Source organism: Devosia sp., assembly GCF_036406155.1.
Classification (GTDB): domain Bacteria; phylum Pseudomonadota; class Alphaproteobacteria; order Rhizobiales; family Devosiaceae; genus Devosia_A.
On sequence record NZ_DASWVV010000074.1, the window covers coordinates 22,977 to 37,512 of the forward strand.

Sequence of the window (14,536 nt, forward strand, 5' to 3'; positions counted from 1 at the left end):
CGTGCTCAGTCCCTCGTCTTGAGAACGGCGATCATGTCGAGGCCGGCGATGCGGCGCTGGACAAAATAGGCGGAAAACGTCGCAGCGGCGAGCACGGCCACGCCGGCCATGGCGTAGGTCGAGCGGTTGATCACCAGCGGTATGCGGAACAGCTCGCTCTCGAAGCCGCCATTGACCACCAGCCACGACAGGCCGTAGCCGACGACCCAGCCGAGCGGGATGGACAACACGATGAGAAGCGCCAGCTCGCTGAGCAGGATCATCGAGACCTCCGCGATGGTGAAGCCCAGCACGCGCAGGCTGGCGAGTTCGCGGGCGCGCTCGGAGAGCTGGATGCGCATGGCGTTGTAGACGACGCCGAAGACGATGAGGCTCGCCATCAGGACGAGCACCAGGCGCGACGCCCCGATATTCTCCCCGATATAGTCACGGAACTTCTGCACGGCCCGCTGCTCGAGCGTCACGCCGGTGATGACCGGCGTCGCCTTGATCGCAGCGAACAGCGCCGGCCACTGCGCATCGTCGACCATGAGGCTGACCATGTCGGCGAGCGACGCCTCGCCCAGCAGCCGGTTGAGGGCGCCGATCTCCATGTAGGCGCCGAGGCCGATGAACTGTTGCACCACCTCGGACACGGTCTCGGTGAGCACGCGCCCGCTGCCGTCCATCAGTTCGATGCTGACCGCGTCCCCCGGCCGGACCCCGAGCAGCCCGGCCATCGTCTCGGTCAGCAGCAGCCCGTGCTCGGGCAGCACCACGGCGTCCAGCCGGGCGTCCAGCACCCGGCTGAGATCGGTATGGGCGGGCTTGCCGACCAGCGCCGCGCGCTTGCTGCGCAGCCCGTGGCGGAACACCACCGGGACGGCCCGCGCCGGCTCGGCCGCCAGCACCCCCGGCAGCCGCCTGGTGGCCTCGAGCCCGCCGGGGCCGACCGCGCGCGCCAGCACCAGGCTCGCATCCTGCCGCTCCGCCCGGAAATAGGTGGCATCGATCAGGAAATCGACGGAGTCCTCGGCGAACATGCCGCCGACGAGGAGCGCGGTGGCGAGCACGATGCCGAGCGCCGTCAGTGCGGCCCGCAGCGGCCGGCGCACGAGGTTGCGGATGGCCATGGTCAGCGCCTTGGGCAGGCGGCCGACACGGGCATAGCGGTCGAACAGCGAGCGCGTATAGACCGGGGGCACCGGCGGCGACATGGCCACCGCCGGCGGCAGCCGTACCGTGGACAGCACCGCCTGCACGCAACCCAGGGCGGCCGCCAGCAGGGCCGCGAGCCCGGAAATGGCGAATACGTCCGGCCGCTCGTCGAACAACAGGAACGGGAACTTGTAGAACTCGGCGTAGACCCCGGCCAGCAGGCGGCCGAGCCAGGCCCCGAGGCCCCAGCCGATGACCACGCCCACCGCGGCGATCAGCAGGGCCAGTTTGACATAGTGCCAGGCGATGGTGGCCGAGCCGTAGCCGATGGCCTTGAACAGGCCGATCTGCTCGCGCTCGAGCGTGACGAGCCGCCCCAGCGTCATGTTGACGAGGAAGGCCGCGACGCCGAGGAAGATCGGGGGCAGCACGAAGTTCATCGCCTCGAGCTGGCTGAGTTCGGAGGCGAGGAAGGCGTGCGAAGTCTGCTGGTCGCGCCCGTAGGCGCCGGCGCCGCCATAGGGGCGCAGCAACTCGTCGAGGGCGGCGATGACCGCGCGCGCCTCGGCGCCGCGCGCCAGTTGCACGCTCAGCGCGTTGAAATCGCCCTGCATGGCGAAACTCGCCGCCGCCGCCGTGTACGGCATCCAGATGACGCCGAAGCGGCGATCGTCGGGCAGGAACTCGCCCGGCGCCACCGAGTAGACGAACTCGGGCGAGAGCGCGATGCCGGTGACGAGCAACTCGCGCCTGTCACCGTCCATGATCGCCGACAGGGTGGCGCCCGGGCGAAGGCGCTGCGCCGCCGCAAAGGTGCCGGACACCACCACCTCCCCGGCCCGGCCCGGCTCCGGCAGGCGCCCCTCGAGCAGGTGCAGGGCGTTGAGCCGGGGCTCGCCCAGGTCGGGAATGGAGAGCACGAGGCCGTTGGCCGGCTCGGCCATGCCTTCGATGTCGAGGATGATGCGCTTCTGGATGCGGCCCTCGGCGACGGCAACGCCCGCAAGGCCGGCGACCCGGTCGACGACGGGGCCGGGAATGCGCGTCGCCGTGGCGAACACATCGGCGAAGCGGTAGCGCTCGTAATAGGCCTGCTGCGTCTCGCTCAGCGAGCGCAGCGTGCCGATGCCGATGAGCAGCGTGATCACCCCGGCGGCGGCAACCAGCGCGATGGCCAGGCCCTGCGCCCACAGCCGGCCGAGATCGCGGAACAGCTTGCGGTCGAGGGCGCTCACCACGACACCTCGGACGGCTTGAGTCGCGTCGGGTTGACGATCTCGTCGACGATGCGGCCATCGGCCATCAGCAGCACGCGATGCGCGATCTTCTGGATGATGGCGTTGTGGGTGATGATGACCGTGGTGGTGCCGAGCTCGGTGTTGACATGCGTCAGCGCCTCGAGCACGGCGACGCCGGTCTTGCTGTCGAGCGCACCGGTCGGTTCGTCGCACAGCAGCACGCTCGGGCGCTTGGCGATGGCCCGGGCGATGGCGACGCGTTGCTGCTCGCCACCCGAGAGCTGCGCCGGGAAGTGCTCGGCGCGGTCGGCGAGGCCGACGCGGGCCAGCGCCTCCTCGGGCCGCATCGGGTGGGATGCGATCTCGGTGACCAGCGACACGTTCTCGCGCGCCGTGAGGCTGGGCACGAGGTTGTAGAACTGGAACACGAAGCCGACATGGTCGCGCCGATAGCGGGTGAGCCCGGCGTCGCTCAGCGCCGTCAGTTCGTGCTCCTCGAACCAGGCCTGGCCCGAACTCGCGCGGTCGAGGCCGCCCAGGATGTTGAGCAGCGTCGACTTGCCGGAGCCCGAGGGACCGAGGATGGCGGTGAATTCCCCCGCCGGCAGGATGAGGTCGGTCCCCCGCAGCGCCTGCACCGCGGTATCGCCGCTGCCATAGGTCTTGGTCAGCTGCACGGTGCGAAACGCGGTGGCGCCCATGGTCGCGGCAGCTATTCCAGCGACTTCAGGTAGACGACGATGGCCTCGGCCTGGTCGGGGTCGAATTCGAACTCGGGCATCTCGGGATGGGCGGTGACGATGCCCTCGACCAGCGCCTCGCTGAGGAACGCGACGTCGTAGCGCAGATGCAGGTCGCGGAAGCGGGGGGCGATGTCGAGCGGGCTCTCGCCCGTCGGCCCGATGGCGTGGCAATCGGCGCAATAGGTGGTGACCAGTTGCCGGCCCTGCGCCACCGCCGGATCCTCCGCGGGCGAGCAGCCGAACAGGGCAGCGACCGCGACGAGGCCGCCAATAGCGGCCCATTGCTCCACGCTCATCGCAGTCCTCCCTTCGTGGCCGACCCGGCCCATCTCAGCCGATTCTATCCGCACAATGCCGGCGGCGCGAGAGCGCGCCTTGACCGGCATCAACCCCGCTCCGGCGACCTGGGCGCGGCGCCGCCGTCGGATTCGCCGGGCACGGGGAACCGGCACCCCCGCTCGCGCTTTGATAAGCGAAAGGACGGTTCATCATGCGCAGCCTGCCCCGGATGTCCCATTGGCCCCTGATCGCGGCAGCGGGCGTTGCCGCCCTCCTGCTGATCCCCGGCGACGAGACCCGGCAGCCCGCCGCGAGCCTTGCGCTGGGAAGCGACGGCGGCGCGCCGGAGGCGACGGGCTCCCTGCCCGATGCGCTGACCGTTGCCGCCCCGACTCTGCCGGCATCAGCGCCGCAGCCGATGCCCCCGCCGCTCGCGCCGGAGCGCAGCGGCACGGTGGCGGTCGCGTCGATCGCGCCGGCTGCCCCCGTCCCCGCCGCGCCCGCACCGGAAGCAACGGTCGAGGCCCCCGCCCGCACGCTCTGGGTGGGGCGCAGCGCCGTCAACGTCCGGGCCGGCCCGTCGGCCTCGACGGCCAAGCTATTCGTGCTGAAGCCGGGCCAGAAGGTCAGCGCCTCAGAGACCTCCGGCGGCTGGACCCTGGTTGTCGCCGACAACGGCGACAGCGGCTGGGTGTCCTCGCGCTATCTTTCGGAAACGGCGACGCCCGAGCGCCTGACCCCGCCCAAGGCGAAGCGAAAACTGGTCGAGGCGGAGCAGCCGCGGCAGGTGCGACAACTGCAGTTCGCCCGCATCGGGAGCCCCCTCATGCTGCGGGCGGGCCCGTCGCGCCTCGCGCCCCTGCTGTTCACGCTCCGGCGCGGCGAGCGCATCGCCGTGCTCGAGACGCGCGGGCGCTGGGTCCGCGTGATGCTCGAGGACGGCTTGTCGGCCTGGGCCGACGCCCGCGACCTGTAGGCCGCGCGGCGCCCGGCCGAAAGGTCAGTCCTTGGCGCGCTCGACGTAGGAGCCATCCTCGGTCATCACCACGATGCGGGTGCCCACGCCGATATGCGGCGGCACCATGGTCTTGATGCCGTTGTTGAGGATGGCGGGCTTGAACGAGGACGAGGCGGTCTGCCCCTTCACCACGGGCTCGGTCTCGACCACCTCCAGCGTCACGCGCTGCGGCAGTTCGATGGCCAGTGCCGTACCCTCGAAGGTCTTGAGAAAGACCAGCATGCCGTCGTTGAGATAGGCCTTCTGGTCGCCGATGACGTCGGCCGGGACGGCGATCTGCTCGTAGCTTTCCGGGTTCATGAAATGGAAGCCCTCGGCGTCCTCGTAGAGGTACTGGTACTCGCGCTCGTCGACGTCGGCCTTTTCCACCATCTCGGTCGTGCGCCACCGCTCCGACACCTTCACGCCATCGGTGATGCGGCGCATGTCGACCTGGGTGACCGAGGCACCCTTGCCCGGGTGGATGTTCTCGGAGGTAAGGATGACATAGAGCTTGCCGTCCTGCTCGACGACGTTGCCCTTGCGCAGCGACGAGGCGATGACCTTTACCATTACTTCTTCCTTGTTCCAGCGGTGGCGGCGGCCTAGATGAATGGCCATTCGGCCCGGCCGCGCGCATCTGTCTCGTGTTTCGCTGCCGCCGATAGCGCAAATCCGCCAAAACCGCCAGTCCCGAGCACGAAAGACGCCGCTCTTGCCCTCCTCGCCCCCTTCACCGCCGGTCTCCCCGTGGTGGACACCGGCGGTGCATGCCGACCGCCGGCCCGTGTTGCTGGCCCGCAACCGGATCGAGGCGGCGGCCAGAAGCTACTTTGCCGAGCATGACTTCGTGATCGTCGATCCCCCGGGCCTGCAGCGCTCGCCGGGCAACGAAACCCATTTGCACGCCTTTTCGACCCTCGCTACCGGCAACGACGGCACGCAGTTTCCGCTGTATCTGCATACCTCGCCCGAGTTCACCATGAAGAAGCTGCTGGCGGCCGGCGAGCGGCGCATCGCCAGCATCGGGCACGTGTGGCGCAACCGCGAGCGGGGCCCCCTGCACCACCCCGAGTTCACCATGCTCGAGTGGTACCGTGCCGGGGAGCCCTACGAGGCGGTGATGAGCGACTGCATCGCCATGCTCCGCCTCGCGGCCCGGGCAGCGGGGTCGCCGACGCTGCGCTGGCGCGGGCGCGCCTGCGATCCGCACGCCGAAGCGGAACGGCTGAGCGTTGCCGACGCGTTCGCGCGCCATGCGGGCATCGACCTGCTCGCCACCCTGGATGCGAGCGGCGCCACCGATGGCGAGGCGCTGGCGGGGCAGATGCGTGACGCCGGGCTGACGGTCCCCGACGATCGCGGCTGGAGCTACCTGTTCAGCCGCATCCTGGTCGAAAAGATCGAGCCGAACCTGGGGCTGGGCCGGCCCACCCTGCTCGATCTCTATCCCGCCTCCGAGGCGGCGCTGGCGCGCCGGTCGCCCACCGATGCCCGCGTGGCGGAGCGCTTCGAGCTCTACGCCTGCGGCGTCGAACTCGCGAACGGCTTCGGCGAACTGACCGACGCCGAGGAGCAGCGCCGCCGCTTCGCCGCCGAGATGGACGAAAAGCAGCGCCTCTACGGCGAGCGCTATCCGCTCGACGAGGACTTCCTCGCCGCCCTCGCCGGCATGCCCGCGGCGAGCGGGGTGGCGCTCGGCTTCGACCGGCTGGTGATGCTGGCGACGGGCGCCAGCCGCATCGACCAGGTGCTGTGGGCGCCGGTGGCCGAGGCGCTGGCATGAGCCGGCCGCTGCGCACGCCGCAGGATCTGATCGAGGCCGGCCTCGCCGCGCCGGAGCGGCGCGCCGAACTCGAGGCGGTGGCAGAACGCTACACCCTCGCCATCCCTCCCGCCATGGCCGAGCTGATCGATCCCGATGACCCCAACGACCCGATCGCGCGGCAGTTCGTGCCCAGCGGCGCCGAGCTCGAGACCACACTCGAGGAACGCGCGGACCCCATCGGCGACCTCAGCCACTCGCCGGTCGAGGGCATCGTCCACCGCTATCCCGACCGCGTGCTGCTCAAGGCCGTGCATGTCTGCCCGGTCTATTGCCGCTTCTGCTTCCGCCGCGAGATGATCGGGCCGCAGGGGCTGGGGACGCTGTCGCCGGAGGCGCTGGCTCGGGCCCTCGGCTATATCGCCGAGCACGAGGAGATCTGGGAGGTGATCCTCACCGGCGGCGACCCGCTGGTGCTCTCCGCGCGGCGGCTCGCCGAGTTGATCGCCCCGCTCGGCGCCATCGGCCACGTCCAGGTGGTGCGCATCCATTCGCGCGTGCCGGTGGTCGAGCCCGAGCGCATCGACGCCGAGCTGATCTCGGCGCTCAAGGCGAGCGGCCGCAGCACCTATGTCGCCGTGCACGCCAACCACCCGCGCGAACTGACGGCGGCGGCGCGTGCTGCCTGTGCGCGGCTGGCCGATTCCGGCATCGTGCTGCTCGGCCAGTCGGTGCTGCTCAAGGGAGTGAACGACGACCCCGACACGCTGGCGCAACTGCTGCGGGCCATGGTCGAGACGCGGATCAAGCCCTACTACCTGCACCACCCCGACCTCGCCCCGGGCACCAGCCACTTCCGTCTCTCCATCGAGGAGGGCCGTAAGCTGGTGGCGGGGCTGCGCGGCCGCATTTCCGGGCTGTGCCAGCCCACCTACATCCTCGATATCCCCGGCGGGCACGGCAAGGCCTCGATCGGGCCGAGCGCGCTGGTGCCGCGCGGCGACGGCTGCTTCACCGTCACCGACTTCAACGGGCAGGAGCACGTCTACCCGCCCGCGGGCACGGAGTCGGCCTGAGCCCGCGGCGCTGCTCAGTGCACGGTACGCGGCAGCGGCATCACCCGTTCGAGCTGGCCCAGCTGCAGGGGCTTGACCAGCACCGGCACGTGCGGATGGGTGTCGCGCAGCAGCTCGGCGGCGTGGGCGGTGACGAACACGAACGGGATGCCGCGCTCCTCGAGCGCCTCGGCGATCGGCAGCGCATCGGCGCCGCCGCCCAGATCGAAGTCGAGCAGCGCGAAATCCACCTGCTCGCTCTCGGCCATGGCGATGCCGGAATCGAGCGTGCGCGACGAGGCGACGACGGTGCAGCCGAGGTGCCGCACCATCTCCTCCATCATCATCTCGACGATCCCTTCGTCTTCGACGATGAGTACGCGCAACGGGTCGGGTTTCATCACTGCCTCCGCCTTCCGGTGCCACCGGAACGCACCCGGCCCGAGGCCGGTTCCGCGGCAGGCGGTCAGTCCAGCGTGCGCAGGAACTGCGTGGCCGCCTCGAAGCGCCGGCGCAGGCGCGCGACGCGCTCCCCGCGCCCGGCCCGGGGGGCGACGGAGCGGACCCGCAGCGACGCGGTCTCGGCATAGCCCAGGGCCTTGGCCGCGATGCGGAAGGCACCGAGGCTGGTGGCGCTGGCCGGGGCCGCGGGGATGGTGACCTCGGCGTCGAGCACGTCGGCGATGACCGCCGGCCAGGTGGCGCTGCGCGCGCCGCCGCCGACCAGGCTCACCCGCCCGCCACGCTGTCCGCCCATGGCGTCGAGATTGGCGGCGATGGCGAAGGCGACGCCCTCGAGTACGGCGTAGTACAGGCTCCCCGCCCCGTCCGCGGCCGAGATGCCGGTGAACCCGCCGCGCAGGTCGAGATCGACGAAGGGGGAACGTTCGCCGCTCAGATAGGGCAGGAACACGACGTCGGCGGGTTGCGCATCGGCGGCCGCCGCCAGGCGCTCGGCGGCGGGCAGGTCGATGCCCAGCGCGTCGCGCGCCCATTGTGCCGCCGCCCCGGCCGAGATGATCGGCGCGATCTCGATGACGCCGTCGATCAGCGGGTGCGGCAGCCGGTAGAACGGGCGCGGCGCCGGGTCGCTTCCGGCCGCGACGCGGGCCACCCAGCCACTGGTGCCCAGATAGAGGCTGACGTCGTCGGCCTGCTCGGCGCCGCTGCCGATGGTGGTCGCGGCGCCGTCGCCGCAGCCGTTGATCACCGGGATCCCCGGCTGCAGATCGAGCGCCGCGGCGGCGGCGTGGGCGAGCGGGCCGACGATGGCGGTGGCCGGCAGGATCGCCGGCAACCGGTCCCGCGCGACGCCGAACAGATCCAGCAGCGGCTCGGACCACTGGCGCGAGCGCACGTCCATGAGCCCGGTGGTCGCTGCGCAACTGGCGTCGGTCACGGCCCGCCCCGTCAGTCCGTGGAGCAGGAAATCCTTGGACCCGGGCAGGAACCAGCGGGCCGCCTCGAAATGCTTTGGTGCGTTGTCGCGCAGCCAGGCAAGCTTGAAGGCCGTCATCAGCGGCTCGGGGGCGTTGCCGGTGATGCCGGCCGCATCGATGCCCTCGAGCCCGGCCCGCATGCGGTCGAGATAGGGCGCTCCGCACGGATCGGTATAGAGCAGCGCCTCGCCCAGCGGCGCGCCGTCGGCGGCGATCGGGATCAGGTTTTCCATCGTGCCGCTGAGCGCAACCGCGTGGCAGTTGAGGGGAGGCAGGTCGTGCATGGCCGCGACCGCCGCCTGCCACCAGCTTTCCGGCGAGGCGCGATGTTCCGTGGCCCCGGCATACTCCGCCTGCGCCGTCGCGGCGATGCTGCCGTCCGGGGCGAAGGCCGTCGCCTTGAGCGCCGAGCTGCCGCAATCGAGGACAAGGATGGTCATGCGGCCCTCCGCCCAAAGCGGCGCAGGAGCACCGCGACGATGATGATGACGCCGGTCAGGATGCGCTGGATGAAGGGCTCCACCCCGACGATGGTCATGCCGTTGACCATCACCCCGGTAATGGCGACGCCGAGCAGCGTGCCGGCGACCGTCGGGGCGCCCGTGGGCGAGGCGGTGGTGCCGATGAACACCGCCGCATAGGCGGGCAGCAGCAGCGGCTCGCCCATGGTGTGCTGGACGCTGCCCAGGCGCGCCGCGAGCAGCAGCCCGGCAAGGGCGGAAAGTCCGCCGGCGGCGGCGAAGGTGACGACCACGTCGCGCCGCACCGGCAGGCCGGCGAGGCGCGCCGCCTGCGCATTGCCGCCGATCGCCCGCAGGTGACGCCCGAACTCGGTCTGCGCCAGGACGAAGCCCGCCGCCCCCAGTACGCCGGCGATCCACAGCGCGAGCACGGGGATGCCGAACAGGTCGCCGCGGCCCAGCGCCTTGAAGCCGTCAGGCACCTGGCGGAACAGGCTTTCGCCGCCCGACAGGCCGAAGGCGAGGCCCGACAGCACGGTGCCGAGCGCCAGCGTCGCCACGAAGGAGGGGATGCCGTAGCGCGCCACCAGCACGCCGTTGAGCGCCCCCGCGGCGATACCGGCGGCCAGCGCCGCGAGGACCGCGAGCCAGACGTCGTAACCCTGCGCGAACAGCACGAAGCAGATGACGGCGGCGAGCGACGCCGCAAAGCCGACGGAAAGATCGAACTCGCCGATGGTCATCACCAGCGTCGCGGCGGTGGCGACGATGGCGAGCGTCGCCATCTGCTGCACCAGGTTGAACAAATTGGCCGGGCTGGCAAAGGCCTGCGGCGCGGCGAGCGAGAAACCGACACAGAGCAGGACAAAGGCGATGAGCGTGCCGAAGCGGCTGAGGGTCGAGGGGGTCAAGCGGCTTGCGGCTCCCTGGCCTGGGCGGCGGCGGACAACAGCTCTGGCGTCGCCTCGGCGCGGGTGAAGATACGCACGATGGCGCCGTGGCGGAACACCGCGATGCGGTCCCCCAACTGCAGCGCCTCGTCGCGGTCGGAAGTGGAGACAAGCACGGCGTTGCCGTCGCCGGCGATGGCCCCGATGATCTGCCGGATCGTGGCCCTGGCCAGGACGTCGATGCCCTCCGTCGGCTCGTCGAGCAGCATGACGCGCGAGTGCCGGTTGGCCCAGCGCGAAAAGATCAGCTTCTGCTGGTTGCCGCCCGACAGCGTGCGCGCCAGCTGGCGCGGCGAACCGAAGGCCATGGCGACGCGCTCGGCGGCGACGAGGAAGGCGGCGCGCTCGGCCCGCGGATCGGGCAACGGCAGGCCGGGAAGGCGGCGGTAGTTCTCGAGCAGCGGCAGCGTCTTGTTGAAGACGAGGTCGAAATCGGCGAACAGCCCGCTGCGGTGTCGGTCCGCCGGCACGTAGGAGATGCCGGCGCGCACGGCGTCGCGCGGACCTCGCGGCGCGTAGGCCATGCCCTCGAGGCGCATGGCGCCCGAATGCACCTTCTCCTCGCCCCAAACGGCATTGAGCAGGTGCGAGCGGCCCGAACCGGCAAGCCCGTAGAGCGCCACCACCTCGCCGGCGCGGACCTCGAACGAGACGGGCTGGCGCAGCGCCGCCGTAGTCAGCCCTTCCAGCGCCAGCACCACGGGGGCCACCGCCGGCGCGGCGGCGTCGCGGGGGATGCCGGCCGCACTGCCGCCCATCGAGCGGATGAGGGCCGCCGGCGTCAGGTCCGCCCCCGCGTGCTCGGCCACCACCACCCCGTCGGCCAGGACGACCGCGCGGGAGCAGAAGGCGGCGATCTCGTCGAGCCGGTGGCTGACCAAGAGGATCGAGGTGCCGCGCTCGCGCGTGCGGCCCAGCACCTCGTAGAACGCCTCGGCGTCCTCGGCCGGGAGCGCCGCCGTGGGCTCGTCGAGGATGAGCAGGCGACCCTTGTCGGCGACCGCCTTGAGCAGGCGCACGAATTGCCGCTGCGTCGGCGACAGCAACGCGACGGGGACGTCGAGCGGCAGGTCGGGAGCGATTCCGGCCGCGATCGGGGCAATCGCGCGCCGCATGGCTCGGCGGTCGATCATCCCCAGCTGGCGCGGGTAGTGCCGGCCGAGGAAGCAGTTCTCGACGGCGTCGAAGCCAGGGACCAGCGGCGCGTCCTGATGGATGACGCGGATGCCCGCGGCATAGGCGTCATGGGGCGAATGGAAGCGGACGGGCCGGCCGTCGATGCGGATGTCGCCGTCGTCGGGCGGCTGCACCCCGGCGACGATCTTGATCAGCGTCGACTTGCCGGCGCCGTTGTGCCCGACAAGGCCCAAAACTTCGCCCCCGCGGAGTGACAGGTTCACATCCGCGAGGGCGTTGGTGGCGCCGAAGCGCTTGGCGATGCCACGGAGTGCGAGCAAGGCTTAGCAGGTAACCCCGAGGCTCTCGCGGGTGATCAGCTCGACCGGCGCGTAGAGTTCGGCCTGCGTCGGCGAGGCCCCGGCGAAGATGTTGCTGAGCTCCTCGGCGGCGATGTTCGCCATCTCGGCGAAGCCCTGCCGGACGGTGCCGACATAGGCGCTGCACGCCCGGATCAGTTCGATCGCCTCGGGATTGCCGTCGATGCCGGCAATGACGATGCCCTTGCGCCCAGCGGCCTCGATGGCGAGGTTGGCGCCGATGCCGGGCTCGTCCCACGCCGCCCACACCGCGTCGATGGCCCCCTCGCCCGGATTGGCGAGCAGGATGGCGTCCATGGCGGCGCGGCTGTCGTCGATCTGGCCGGGCACCTGCACGTAGTGATTGGCCACTTCCTTGACGTTCGGATTGGCCTTGAGCGCGTCGTCGAGCGCAATCTCGCGCTGGCGCACCCCGGGATGGGCGGAATGGAAGAAGCGCACGATGTTGCCGGCATCGCCGATCTGCGCGAACAGGAACTTGGTCATCGTCTCGCCGAGCACGTAGTTGTCGGAGGTGACGTTGAGCACCGTGGCGTCGTTCTTCGCCCCGTCGATGGTGACCACCGGAATGCCGGCGGCCTTGGCCTTGTCGACCTGGTCCTGGATCTGCGCCGGATCCACCGAAACCAGCACGATGGCCGCGACACCCGCGGTCGTTGCATCCTCGATGCGACTGGCGAACGCGCCCATGTCGCCGGCGGTGTCGACGACATCGACCGCCCAGCCCTTTTCCGCCGCTTTTGCCTTGAAGGCGTCGACCATCTCGGCGGTCGCCGTGGCCGACAGGTAGGGGGTGATCAGCGACACCTTCTCGCCGGCGGCCAGGGCGGCGCCGGAGGCAGTCGCGAGCATCGTCGCCACGGTCAGCGACAGCAGGTACTTGTTCATGACAACTCATCCTCCAGGAGGCCCCGAAGCTAACCCGGCGGGCCTGCTTGATCCAAGCGCAATCTGGTGCGCGGCGGCCCGGCGGGACAGCCGTCGCGGGCGCCGCATTGACAGGACCACAACTGCGTGGGCGTGTGAAGGGCCCGGCAGCCGACGCGGCCGAAGACGGAGGTTCGCATGCGCAATCTGGTGATCGTCATGGCGGGCGACGAATCGCTGCACGAACGCTATGCCGCCGGCCGGGATTTCGAGCTGTGGGTCTGCTACTACGGCGAGGACGCGGCCGTGGCCGAGCGCTACCGGCAGGGTTCTGACCGCTTCTTTGCCGGCAAGGGATACAAGTGGACGCTGGTAGGCGAAGTCGGTCGCCTCGCCCGCGAGCAGGGCCTCCCCCCGATGTCGGACTACGGCTACGTCTTCCTGCCCGATGACGACATCGATTTTCCCGGGGGCGCCGCCGCCCTCTCCGAGGCTTTCGCGCTGGCGCGGCAGATCGGGGCGGACAGCTTCCAGCCGTCGATTGCGAACGAGTACGTCTCCTGGCAGGTGACCCGCCAGATCGCGGGAGCCAGCTGCCACGCCACCAACATCGTCGAGATCATGGCGCCGGCCTATTCGGGCGAAGTGTTCGAGAAGGCGGTGTTGCCGATCCTGCACGTGCACCCCCATCTCGAGGCCGGCTGGGGGCTGGAGCCGCTGATCGCCCGGCTGGCCGAGGCGCTGCTGCACCGCCCGCCCCGCACCTTCGTGCTCGACGCGACGCCGGCGATCCACACGCGCCCGGTCTCGACGGGCAGTCGGCTGCACCGGCTCGGACGGGCCGAGAAATTCGCCCTGCCCGTCGCAGTCGCCACCAAGATGGTGGCGCTGGCGCGCTTCGACAGCCCCGAGGCGGCTGTGGCCTATCGTTTTCCCGCCCAGGACACCCTGCTCGACAGGCAGGCGATGCGGGACCGCGTGGCCGAGCTTGGCGTGCTGCGCCGGTTCCTCGACGTGTTGCGTTCGCGGAGCTACAAGGCCGCTCCCGCAAGGCTGCTGCTGCACCTGCTGGCGCGGCTCGTCGCCCCGTGACCGATGACATCGCCGCGGCTGCCGGGCTTGCCGTTGCCGCCGGGGACCGCCGATGCTAGCGTTCTGCTCTCTCGCAAGGCGAGCGAAGTGATGAACAGACGGACGATCCTCGTCACCGGCTCCGAGGGGCTGATCGGCACCGCCCTGACCCGGCGACTGAGAGCCGCGGGGTTCGCCGTACTCGGCCTCGACATCCGCGCCCGGGACAAGGAGCGCCGGATCGACATCGTCGATGCAGCGCGGCTGGCCCCACTGCTCGACGGGGTCGATGGCATCGTGCACCTGGCGGCGGTCTCCCGCGTGGTGGAGGGCGAGCTGGACCCCGAACGCTGCCGCGCCGTCAATGTCGACGCCACCAGGGCACTTCTCGATGCGGCGCTGGCAGCGCGACGCCGCCCCTGGTTCATCCATGCCAGCAGCCGCGAGGTCTACGGCCAGCAGGACGATCTGCCGGTGCACGAGGGTGCCCCGTTTCGCCCGATGAACACCTATGCCCGCAGCAAGGTCGAGGCGGAGCGGCTGTGCGGCGAGGCGCGAGGGGCAGGGCTGAAGACCGCCATCGTCCGCTTCTCGAGTGTCTACGGCAGCACCGCCGACCACGCCACCCGCGTGGTGCCGGCCTTCCTCCGTGCGGCGGTGACCGGCGGCACGCTTAGGGTTGACGGCAACCGCTGCACCTTCGACCTGACGCATGTCGAGGATGCCGCCGACGGCGTCGCCCGGCTCGTCGACCTGCTGGAGGCAGGTGATCCCGCCCCGCCCCCGATCCACTTCGTCAGCGGCGTCGGTATTACGCTCGCCGATCTGGCAGAACAGGCGATTGCACTCGGCGGCCACCGGGCGCGGATGGTGACGGCGCCGCCCCGTGCCTTCGACATCAGCAGGTTTGTCGGGGACCCGGGCCGCGCGCGCAGCGTCCTGGGCTGGACGGTCACCACCGACCTCGGCACCGGCCTGGCCCGTCTTGCGGCGGACTTTGCCGCCGAGGTCGCCTAGGCCCGCCCCGGACCGCCAGCG

The 14,536-nt window shown here is 70.8% G+C and carries 14 protein-coding genes; 5 read left to right on the top strand and 9 right to left on the bottom strand.

Annotated features, from left to right (window positions below; translation table 11 throughout):
- Positions 1–5 precede the first annotated feature (5 nt).
- The 3 genes from VGD93_RS04725 to VGD93_RS04735 are packed head-to-tail and all read right to left on the bottom strand — an operon-like array spanning position 6 to position 3,414.
- Positions 6–2,372 (bottom strand): ABC transporter permease, encoded by a 2,367-nt coding sequence (locus tag VGD93_RS04725; RefSeq protein WP_395009683.1) that lies wholly within the window; start codon positions 2,370–2,372, stop codon positions 6–8.
- Positions 2,369–3,076 carry an ABC transporter ATP-binding protein gene (locus VGD93_RS04730; protein ID WP_395009685.1) on the bottom strand — a complete coding sequence of 236 codons (708 nt, stop codon included), beginning with the start codon at positions 3,074–3,076 and terminating at the stop codon, positions 2,369–2,371. The genes VGD93_RS04725 and VGD93_RS04730 overlap by 4 nt, the downstream gene beginning before the upstream one ends.
- A gap of 11 nt (positions 3,077–3,087) precedes the next feature.
- Positions 3,088–3,414 carry a c-type cytochrome gene (locus VGD93_RS04735; RefSeq protein WP_395009687.1) on the bottom strand — a complete coding sequence of 109 codons (327 nt, stop codon included), beginning with the start codon at positions 3,412–3,414 and terminating at the stop codon, positions 3,088–3,090.
- A 194-nt stretch (positions 3,415–3,608) separates the two neighbouring features.
- Here VGD93_RS04735 and VGD93_RS04740 point away from each other — a divergent pair, with 194 nt between their 5' ends.
- Entirely contained in the window at positions 3,609–4,373 is a 765-nt protein-coding gene (locus tag VGD93_RS04740) for an SH3 domain-containing protein (RefSeq protein WP_395009689.1), read from the top strand.
- A gap of 24 nt (positions 4,374–4,397) precedes the next feature.
- Here VGD93_RS04740 and efp read toward each other — a convergent pair whose 3' ends face one another.
- Positions 4,398–4,967 carry an elongation factor P gene (gene efp / locus VGD93_RS04745; protein ID WP_395009691.1) on the bottom strand — a complete coding sequence of 190 codons (570 nt, stop codon included), beginning with the start codon at positions 4,965–4,967 and terminating at the stop codon, positions 4,398–4,400.
- A gap of 142 nt (positions 4,968–5,109) precedes the next feature.
- Here efp and epmA point away from each other — a divergent pair, with 142 nt between their 5' ends.
- Complete coding sequence (gene epmA / locus VGD93_RS04750; protein ID WP_395009693.1) at positions 5,110–6,180, top strand: EF-P lysine aminoacylase EpmA; 1,071 nt, start codon at positions 5,110–5,112, stop codon at positions 6,178–6,180.
- Positions 6,177–7,235, top strand: a complete 1,059-nt coding sequence (locus tag VGD93_RS04755) for a lysine-2,3-aminomutase-like protein (RefSeq protein ID WP_395009695.1) — start codon at positions 6,177–6,179, stop codon at positions 7,233–7,235. The genes epmA and VGD93_RS04755 overlap by 4 nt, the downstream gene beginning before the upstream one ends.
- A gap of 14 nt (positions 7,236–7,249) precedes the next feature.
- Here the strand turns inward: VGD93_RS04755 and VGD93_RS04760 are convergent, their stop codons facing one another.
- The 5 genes from VGD93_RS04760 to VGD93_RS04780 all read right to left on the bottom strand — a co-directional run bounded on the left by VGD93_RS04760 (position 7,250) and on the right by VGD93_RS04780 (position 12,448).
- On the bottom strand, positions 7,250–7,615 hold the full coding sequence (locus VGD93_RS04760; protein WP_395009697.1) for a response regulator: 366 nt from the start codon (positions 7,613–7,615) through the stop codon (positions 7,250–7,252).
- A 65-nt stretch (positions 7,616–7,680) separates the two neighbouring features.
- A complete protein-coding gene (locus tag VGD93_RS04765; protein WP_395009699.1) occupies positions 7,681–9,093 on the bottom strand; it encodes a xylulokinase in 1,413 nt (470 codons plus the stop codon).
- A complete protein-coding gene (locus VGD93_RS04770; RefSeq protein WP_395009701.1) occupies positions 9,090–10,025 on the bottom strand; it encodes an ABC transporter permease in 936 nt (311 codons plus the stop codon). The genes VGD93_RS04765 and VGD93_RS04770 overlap by 4 nt, the downstream gene beginning before the upstream one ends.
- Positions 10,022–11,521 carry a sugar ABC transporter ATP-binding protein gene (locus VGD93_RS04775; protein ID WP_395009703.1) on the bottom strand — a complete coding sequence of 500 codons (1,500 nt, stop codon included), beginning with the start codon at positions 11,519–11,521 and terminating at the stop codon, positions 10,022–10,024. The genes VGD93_RS04770 and VGD93_RS04775 overlap by 4 nt, the downstream gene beginning before the upstream one ends.
- A gap of 3 nt (positions 11,522–11,524) precedes the next feature.
- A complete protein-coding gene (locus VGD93_RS04780; RefSeq protein WP_395009705.1) occupies positions 11,525–12,448 on the bottom strand; it encodes a substrate-binding domain-containing protein in 924 nt (307 codons plus the stop codon).
- A 177-nt stretch (positions 12,449–12,625) separates the two neighbouring features.
- Between VGD93_RS04780 and VGD93_RS04785 the strand changes: the two genes are divergently transcribed.
- Positions 12,626–13,519: a hypothetical protein gene (locus tag VGD93_RS04785; protein ID WP_395009707.1), complete on the top strand. Its 894-nt coding sequence runs from the start codon at positions 12,626–12,628 to the stop codon at positions 13,517–13,519.
- A gap of 90 nt (positions 13,520–13,609) precedes the next feature.
- Positions 13,610–14,515 (top strand): NAD-dependent epimerase/dehydratase family protein, encoded by a 906-nt coding sequence (locus VGD93_RS04790; protein ID WP_395009709.1) that lies wholly within the window; start codon positions 13,610–13,612, stop codon positions 14,513–14,515.
- Positions 14,516–14,536: the final 21 nt, after the last annotated feature.

Excerpts from the sequence above, each read along its gene's own strand:
- VGD93_RS04730 (WP_395009685.1), bottom strand. The coding sequence starts at position 3,076 with ATGGGCGCCACCGCGTTTCGCACCGTGCAGCTGACCAAGACCTATGGC.
- VGD93_RS04755 (WP_395009695.1), top strand. The coding sequence starts at position 6,177 with ATGAGCCGGCCGCTGCGCACGCCGCAGGATCTGATCGAGGCCGGCCTC.
- VGD93_RS04735 (WP_395009687.1), bottom strand. The coding sequence starts at position 3,414 with ATGAGCGTGGAGCAATGGGCCGCTATTGGCGGCCTCGTCGCGGTCGCT.
- efp (WP_395009691.1), bottom strand. The coding sequence starts at position 4,967 with ATGGTAAAGGTCATCGCCTCGTCGCTGCGCAAGGGCAACGTCGTCGAG.
- VGD93_RS04760 (WP_395009697.1), bottom strand. The coding sequence starts at position 7,615 with ATGAAACCCGACCCGTTGCGCGTACTCATCGTCGAAGACGAAGGGATC.
- VGD93_RS04780 (WP_395009705.1), bottom strand. The coding sequence starts at position 12,448 with ATGAACAAGTACCTGCTGTCGCTGACCGTGGCGACGATGCTCGCGACT.
- VGD93_RS04740 (WP_395009689.1), top strand. The coding sequence starts at position 3,609 with ATGCGCAGCCTGCCCCGGATGTCCCATTGGCCCCTGATCGCGGCAGCG.
- VGD93_RS04765 (WP_395009699.1), bottom strand. The coding sequence starts at position 9,093 with ATGACCATCCTTGTCCTCGATTGCGGCAGCTCGGCGCTCAAGGCGACG.
- VGD93_RS04785 (WP_395009707.1), top strand. The coding sequence starts at position 12,626 with ATGCGCAATCTGGTGATCGTCATGGCGGGCGACGAATCGCTGCACGAA.
- VGD93_RS04790 (WP_395009709.1), top strand. The coding sequence starts at position 13,610 with ATGAACAGACGGACGATCCTCGTCACCGGCTCCGAGGGGCTGATCGGC.